Annotated in this window: 8 protein-coding genes; 3 read left to right on the top strand and 5 right to left on the bottom strand. The window is 68.5% G+C overall.

Translation table 11 applies throughout. The annotated features are described in order from the left end of the window. The 3 genes from ON22_RS37990 to ON22_RS15930 form a co-directional block, all read left to right on the top strand. On the top strand, nt 1-1,192 hold a 1,192-nt coding region (locus tag ON22_RS37990), incomplete at its 5' end, for an endolytic transglycosylase MltG (protein WP_043740186.1). Beyond that, the gene (locus ON22_RS15935; RefSeq protein ID WP_033241597.1) at nt 1,182-2,006 is read left to right on the top strand and encodes a shikimate dehydrogenase; all 825 of its coding nucleotides are present in this window, start codon (nt 1,182-1,184) and stop codon (nt 2,004-2,006) included. The genes ON22_RS37990 and ON22_RS15935, both read left to right, overlap by 11 nt. A gap of 80 nt (nt 2,007-2,086) precedes the next feature. Continuing rightward, nucleotides 2,087-2,560 carry a B-4DMT family transporter gene (locus tag ON22_RS15930; protein ID WP_231507935.1) on the top strand — a complete coding sequence of 158 codons (474 nt, stop codon included), beginning with the start codon at nt 2,087-2,089 and terminating at the stop codon, nt 2,558-2,560. On the opposite strand, the gene ON22_RS15925 is transcribed toward ON22_RS15930, so the two are convergent. The 5 genes from ON22_RS15925 to aroB form a co-directional block, all read right to left on the bottom strand. Beyond that, nucleotides 2,549-3,229: a response regulator transcription factor gene (locus tag ON22_RS15925; protein ID WP_033241598.1), complete on the bottom strand. Its 681-nt coding sequence runs from the start codon at nt 3,227-3,229 to the stop codon at nt 2,549-2,551. The genes ON22_RS15930 and ON22_RS15925 overlap by 12 nt on opposite strands. Next, the gene (locus ON22_RS15920) at nt 3,226-4,431 is read right to left on the bottom strand and encodes a sensor histidine kinase (RefSeq protein WP_444543642.1); all 1,206 of its coding nucleotides are present in this window, start codon (nt 4,429-4,431) and stop codon (nt 3,226-3,228) included. Before ON22_RS15920 ends, ON22_RS15925 begins: the two co-directional genes overlap by 4 nt. A gap of 126 nt (nt 4,432-4,557) precedes the next feature. Next, nucleotides 4,558-5,019 (bottom strand): hypothetical protein, encoded by a 462-nt coding sequence (locus tag ON22_RS15915; protein ID WP_197039607.1) that lies wholly within the window; start codon nt 5,017-5,019, stop codon nt 4,558-4,560. After that, nucleotides 5,016-5,534, bottom strand: a complete 519-nt coding sequence (locus ON22_RS15910) for a DUF1772 domain-containing protein (RefSeq protein ID WP_051157688.1) — start codon at nt 5,532-5,534, stop codon at nt 5,016-5,018. Before ON22_RS15910 ends, ON22_RS15915 begins: the two co-directional genes overlap by 4 nt. 127 nt (nt 5,535-5,661) lie before the next feature. After that, nucleotides 5,662-6,780 carry a 3-dehydroquinate synthase gene (gene aroB / locus ON22_RS15905; RefSeq protein WP_033241600.1) on the bottom strand — a complete coding sequence of 373 codons (1,119 nt, stop codon included), beginning with the start codon at nt 6,778-6,780 and terminating at the stop codon, nt 5,662-5,664. Between the last annotated feature and the right edge of the window lie 207 nt (nt 6,781-6,987).

Genomic DNA, 6,987 nt, shown 5'->3' with positions numbered 1-6,987 from the left:
CCCGGCGCCTCGCCGCGGTGGCCGGGCGGCGGCCCGCCGGGCCCGGGAACAACAGGGCGGTGGCCGCCGGAAGCTGGTCTGGGTGGCCGGCGCGGTGGTCCTCGTCCTGATCCTCGGTGCCGGTATGTACAAACTTCTCAATCGCTACACCCCCGCGGAAGATTTCGCCGGTCCGGGGGGCGCACCGGTGGTCGTCCATGTGGCGTCCGGTGATACGGCCACCGAGATAGCCACGGCGATGGAAGAAGCCGGTGTGGTGGCCAGTTCTGCCGCGTTCTACGAGGCGGCGGTACAGAACGAGGGGATGAATTCGGTACAGCCCGGGTACTACGCCATTCCCGAACAGAGTCCGGGCCGCGACGCCGTCGCGGCCCTGATTTCCCCGGAAGCCCGCGTGGGCAATCTGGTCATCTCCGAGGGCCGGCAGTTACACGATCAGCACGATGTGAACACCGGTGCCCGCAAGGAAGGGATCTACACCAAGATTGCCGCGGCCAGTTGTGTCGGCGCCGACGCCGAACGCCGGTGCGTCACCTACGAACAACTGGAAGAGGCCGGTGCCGGTGCCGATCTGGCCGCGCTCGGGGTCCCGGAATGGGCGATGGATGCCGTCCGGCAGGTACCCGACCGGCGGCGGCAGCTCGAGGGACTGATCGCCGCCGGCAGCTGGGATTTCGACCCCAACAGCTCCGCCCAGGAGATCCTGCGGAAACTGGTCAGCGAAAGTGCCACGCGCTATGAGGAAACCGGGGTGCTCGAATCCGGGACGGCCAACGGGCTGAGCCCGTACGAAACGCTTATCGGGGCCTCCCTGGTGGAACGCGAAGCGCTGCCCCAGGATATGAGCAAGGTGGCGCGGGTGATCGTCAACCGGCTGGAGATCGGTCAGCCGTTGCAGTTCGATTCCACGGTCAACTACGCGCTCGACAAGACCGAGGTCGCCACGACCGACGCCGATCGCGCGCAGACCACCCCGTGGAACACCTATGCCATGGCCGGGCTGCCGGCCACCCCCATCGCCGCCCCCTCGATCGGGGCGCTGGAGGCAATGGAGAAACCCGAGCCGGGGGACTGGCTGTACTTCGTCACGGTGGACAACGAAGGCACCACCTTGTTCACCCAGAGCTACGGCGAGCATCTGGAGAACATCGAACTGGCACTGGAAAGCGGGATTCTCGACAGTGGGCGCTGAATCGGGTCCACGGCGGGCGGCCGTGCTGGGTAGCCCCATCACCCATTCCCGCTCGCCGCAGCTGCATCTGGCCGCCTATCGGGCGCTCGGCCTGGACTGGACCTACGACCGGATCGAATGCACCGCGGCCGAGTTGCCGCGGCTGGTGGACGGACTGGGCCCGGAATGGGTCGGTCTGTCGGTGACCATGCCGGGCAAGGAAGCCGCGCTGGCCTACGCGGACGAACGCACCGAACGAGCAGTCCTCGTCGGCTCGGCCAACACCCTGGTCCGGACCGAGTCCGGCTGGCGGGCGGACTGTACCGATGTGGACGGCGTGCTGGGCGCGCTGCGGAGCGGCGGTGTGACCGGGTTGTCCGAAGCGGTCGTACTCGGCGCCGGCGGGACCGCCCGTCCGGCGCTGCTGGCGCTCACCGGACTCGGGGCCCGGCGGGTGACCATCGTGGCGCGCGATGCGGGCCGGGCAGCCGGTGCGCGCGACCTCGCCGCGCAACTCGGCGCGGAAACCGAGGTGATCGGTTTCGATGCGCCCGAGCTGGCCCGGCGCTGCGCGGCGGCCGGCGCGGTGGTCAGCACGGTCCCGTATCAGGCGGCTGCCGGTATCGCCGGCGCCGTGGCGGCTGCTCCCGTGGTGCTCGATGCCCTGTACAACCCGTGGCCGACACCCCTCGCGGACGCGGTGGCGGCGGCCGGTCACACCGTGATCGGTGGTCTGCAGATGTTGCTCGAACAGGCCTACGGGCAGGTCGAGCAGTTCACCGGCAAACCGGCCCCGCACGCGGCGATGGCGGCGGCGGTGGCCGACCTGGGCTGATCGCCCGGCGAGTCGCCGTTTACCACCGATATTCTGTAACCGGTTCTAGCTTTGCGTAAAAGGGGGTTATGGTGATCGGCATGACTGCGTGGTTGTTGCGGGCACTGGCGCTCGGTGGGCTGGCCGTCGTGCTGCGGGTACTCCTCGGATTCGCGATGGGGTTCGTCCCGACCTTCGGGGTGTGGCTGCGGCTGCTCTGCCTGGTGGTGTTGATCGGTGCCGCGGTCGCGTGGGGTCTGGTGGACGGACGGGCGGATCGGCGGGCCAACCCCAATCCGGAACGCGGCGCCGACCTGACGATTCTGTGGCTGCAGGCCGCGGTGGCCGGCGGTATCGGCTGCGGTCTCGTGTCCTGGCTGCTGGATTTCATTCCACGGGTCGATCTCGGTGATGCCGGGCTGCTCTTCGAGGCGACCGCTGCCTCCGCGTTCATCGTGCTGCTGATCTTCGTCCCGGCGCTCATCGGCGTGGCCGTAGGCCGGCGGCTGGCGCGCCGGGAACAGGGCCGGACAACCGATACCGCCGGACTCCACCCGGCCGGCTCAGCTGCTTGAGATCGACCAGCGGCCGGGCACGATGAGCCCGGTCTCATAGGCGATCGCCACCAGTTCGGCGCGGCCGCGCGCTTCCAGTTTGTCCAGTAATCGGCCGATATGGGTCCGGGCCGTCGCGGGGCTCATCTGCAGGGCGGCACCGATCTCGATGTTGGAGCGGCCCGTACCCACAGCGAGCAGGACCTCACGCTCACGCGGGGTCAGTCGCTCGAGCAGCTCCGCTGTCCGCATGCTCGGCCCGGCGGCCTGCGCCGCCGCTCGCATCACCCGGCGGGTGACGGCCGGGGCGAGCAACGCCTGCCCGCCGGCGACCGTCCGCACGGCTGTTCGCAGCTCGTCGGGATCGATATCCTTCAGCAGGAATCCGGCCGCGCCGGCCCGCATCGCATCGAGGATATTGTCGTCGGTATCGAATGTTGTGAGGACAATGACCTGGACGTGTCGCAGTCTGGGGTCGGCGACGATCTGCCGGGTCGCGTCGAGACCATCGCCGCCCGGCATCCGGATATCCATGAGCACCACATCCGGCCGGGTACGAATAACGAGCGCAACCCCTTCCTCGCCGGTACCGGCGAGGCCGGCCACCTCGATATCGGTGGCGCGTTGCAACAATGCGCGCAGGCCTTCTCGGATCAAGTACTGATCGTCGACCACTGCGACGCGGATCATGCCGATTCCCGTACCGGCAGCCGTGCTTCGACCACGAATCCAACTCCATGTACCGGTTCCGCCCGCAGAGTACCGCCCAGCAGGGCGATTCGTTCACGCATTCCGACGATGCCCCAGCCTGTGCCGGACCGGCCGGTACCGCCGCGGCCGTCATCGGTCACGCGCACCAGAATGCTCTCGCGGTCCTGTCCCAGTTCGACTATGGCGTGTCGGGCAGCAGCGTGCCGAAGTACGTTGCTCAGCGATTCCTGGACGAGCCGTAAGATCGTGTCACCGGCAACCGCCGGCAACCGGTCGGCCGATTCCGCGCCGTGGAGTTCCACAGTGAGCCCGGTGGAGCGGGTAGCAGCGACGAGCTCGGTCAGGCGTGCCGAAGCCGGAGACAGCGGGCGCTCCGGGGCGTTATCCGGTTCACGGAGGGCGTCCAGCGTCGCGCGCAGTTCGCGGCCCGCGGTCCGGCAGGCGGCGCGCACCGCCGCCAGCGAGTTCTCGGCGGTCTGGGGATCGTCACGCAGCGCTTCCCGGGCCACGTCGGTGTGCAGGCCGATCACCGACACAGTGTGCGCGAGCAGGTCGTGCAGGTCGCGAGCGATCCGCACCCGCTCCTGCGTGATCCGCCTTCGTGCTTCTTGCTCTCGCTCCGCGGCGGCAGCCGAGGCCTGTTTGGCCAGTTCGGCACGCCAGCCGCGGCGTGACCGGATACTGTCGCCGAGCGCGATGACCGCCGCCATCAATGCGGCCGAGGCCGGTAACTCGAAGCCGAGGACGAAGCCGGGATCGTCACCATGGAGGAGCCGAACGGTCGTGGAGACGAAGAGCAGGGCGGTCGCGGTGCCTGCCGCCCAGTACAGCCGTCCACACTCGGCCGCGGAGAACAATGCGGCGGCGAGTGGAAGGGCCAGCCCGATCGGCGGGTAGCCGAGCATGTAGTAGCCCACCAGTGCGACCGCGGAGACCACCAGGACGGCTACCGGCCGACGTCGACGCGCAAGGATCAGGGCGCTGAACAACACACCGAACAGGTACGCCGGCACGGGCACCGCCCCGGGGCCGCCGACGTCGGCGGTGATCGCTGCGCCGACCGCGACCAGCACAGCCATTGCCAGAACGATATCGACCAGCCTCGCGGACCGGTCGTCGGGAAAACCCAGTCCCGGGGGCGGCGTGGGCTGGGCAGCCGATGACGATGAGCGCGCCCGCACAGCGTCCCGAATGGCCGGGGTCCGCGATACGGCGGCTTTCGGTTCACCGGCTCGGTTCACCGTGATCTCCTTCCGGGGACAGCTCGGTGCGCGCAGGCGTCGAGCATCGCGGACAAAGTGTCCGCCTCACCACCGGCTACTACCCGCGCTGCGGTCGGTGCGCCCGGCGATCCGGGCGAGCACCCAGGCAGCGATTCCGGTGACCGTTCCGAGAAGCGCACCCGTGACGATGCTGCTGCCCACTGACGCCAGCCGCAAGACGACCTGCTCTGCCGCGGGGGAGAAACGCCCGGCGAGATTTCCGCCCAGTTCCGGTGGGTTACCGTCGAATGCTTCCAACCACAGCAATTGATGGGTGATCGCCAGCAAAATGCCGTAGACGACACCGACTATTGCCAGGGCAGGCAATGGGGGAACTCGACGCCATAACACCCAGCCGACCCACAGGGCGAGCGGAACAAAGACCAGTACCGAGTTCGCGACAGGCCCGGCAAGACCGAGATCGTGTGCCACCACCCGTGGAACACCGAGCCCGGCGAGTGCGACGACGGTCCAGGGACGCATACCGATGACAGGCCGGTGCATCATGCCGTCACGTCCCGGCGCAGCAGTACGTGCTCCCGGTAGGCTCGCAGAAAGCCGATCACTGCCAGGGCTGCCGTGATGCCGCTGATGGCCAGCCGGAACCAGTGCGCGGTTTCGAACTCGGTGGCTGTCTGCCGGAGAAACTCTACGCTGTGTACGGCGGCGCCTTCGTCGAACATGATCTCGTTGCGCGGCCAGAAATACAGGACCGAGAACAAGTACTCGCCACCGAGGAGGGTGAGCAGCCCGGCGCCCAGCCATCCCCGGGCCGCGGTCACCTGCCAGGCTGTACCGACGGCCACCAGCGCCGCGAGGGCGGTCAGTGCGCCCAGCGGCGGCAGAACATCCCCGGGGCCGACCACGTCGAAGAATTCGCTCGCCTCGGCAAGCGAATCGGGCACGTTGTGGAACACATTCGGGTAGACGATCAGCGTCTCCACCCCGATACCGCCGAACGCGAGTACAGCCAGGCCCGCGAACAGCGCGGGCCCGCCCATCGAATAAGCAATCTTTCGCATACCGGCGACGCTAGGCGTGAGCATCTCGACCCGGCATCGACATGTGCGCGCGAGCCGGTTACGTATTTCTACGTACCCGTGCGGGTCTCGCGGGAAGCGGACCGGCACGGCCGCGGACACGAGTCTGTCAGAGCAGGATGGCGCTACCGCCGCCGGACGCGGACCCGGCGACCGCCGAATACGCGGCGGCGAGCAGTGCGGGATCCGGGCCCTCCAAACGGCCGGGTTTTGCCAGTCCGTCCAGTACGACGAACCGCAGGACCCCGGAGCGGGTCTTCTTATCGGTCTGCATACCCTCCAGGAGTTGCGGCAGGGCGTCGGGATCGTACGTGGTGGGCAGGCCGACACTTTCCAGGATGCGGTGATGGCGGTCGGCGGTGGCATCGTCGAGGCGGCCGGCCAGCCGGCCCAATTCGGCGGCGAAGACCAGGCCCACCGCGACTGCCGCACCATGGCGCCAGCGGTAGCGTTCCCGGCGTTCGATGGCATGGCCGAGGGTGTGTCCGTAGTTGAGGATTTCCCGCAGGGCCGATTCCTTGAGATCGGCGGCCACAACATCCGCCTTGACCGCGATGGCGCGCCGGATCAGTTCCGGCAGTACCTCGCCGGTCGGGTCGAGCGCGGCCTGCGGATCGCGTTCGATCAGGTCCAGGATCACTGGATCTGCGATGAAACCCGCCTTGATGATCTCGGCCATCCCGGCGACGATCTCGTTGCGCGGCACCGTTTCCAGGGTCACCAGGTCGACCATGACGGCCGACGGTTCATGGAAGCAGCCCACCAGGTTCTTCCCGGCCTCGGTGTTGATACCGGTCTTACCGCCCACCGCCGCGTCCACCATCGCCAGCAGGGTGGTGGGCACATGCACGATCTTCACCCCGCGCATCCAGGTCGCCGCGACGAAACCGGCGAGATCGGTGGCCGCTCCGCCACCGAGGCTGATCACCACATCGCTGCGGGTCAGGCCGATCCGGCCCAGCACCTCCCAGCAGAACCCGGCGACAGCGAGTTCTTTACCCGCCTCCGCGTCGGGTATCTCGATCCGATGCGCGTCGAGCCCGGCCTCGGCCAGCGATGCGCGCACCACCTCGGCGGTTTCGACCAGTGACGGCTGATGGAAGAGGGCGACGGTGCGCACCCCACCGGGGCCGGTCACGGCATCGACGAGATCACCGAGCAAACCGCGGCCGATGATCACCGGATAGGGCTGGGCGGTGCGGACCTCGATACGCGTCGGTTCTGTCACCTGGACTGCTCCGTTCCTGTCTTGTCCTGCTCGGCCTGGGTGTGCTCGGCCTGTTCACGTTGTTGCCTGCGGGCCCGCGCCCGCCTGGCCCGGGCCCGCCGGGAGCGGCCGGGGGTGCGCAGGCCGGTATCGGTGGATTCGCTCCGGCCCGCTGGTGCGCTGGACGTGCCCGAACCTTCACCTTCGGCCGGCTCCGCCCGCTCGGCG

It is taken from the genome of Nocardia carnea NBRC 14403, from assembly GCF_000308515.1.
Taxonomy (GTDB): domain Bacteria; phylum Actinomycetota; class Actinomycetes; order Mycobacteriales; family Mycobacteriaceae; genus Nocardia; species Nocardia carnea.
This window is presented reverse-complemented; position numbering and strand designations above follow the sequence as displayed.

Bases quoted from the DNA above. Each gene is read 5' to 3' on its own strand.
- ON22_RS15915 (WP_197039607.1), bottom strand. From the start codon at position 5,019: ATGATGCACCGGCCTGTCATCGGTATGCGTCCCTGGACCGTCGTCGCA.
- ON22_RS15930 (WP_231507935.1), top strand. From the start codon at position 2,087: ATGACTGCGTGGTTGTTGCGGGCACTGGCGCTCGGTGGGCTGGCCGTC.
- ON22_RS15925 (WP_033241598.1), bottom strand. From the start codon at position 3,229: ATGATCCGCGTCGCAGTGGTCGACGATCAGTACTTGATCCGAGAAGGC.
- ON22_RS15910 (WP_051157688.1), bottom strand. From the start codon at position 5,534: ATGCGAAAGATTGCTTATTCGATGGGCGGGCCCGCGCTGTTCGCGGGC.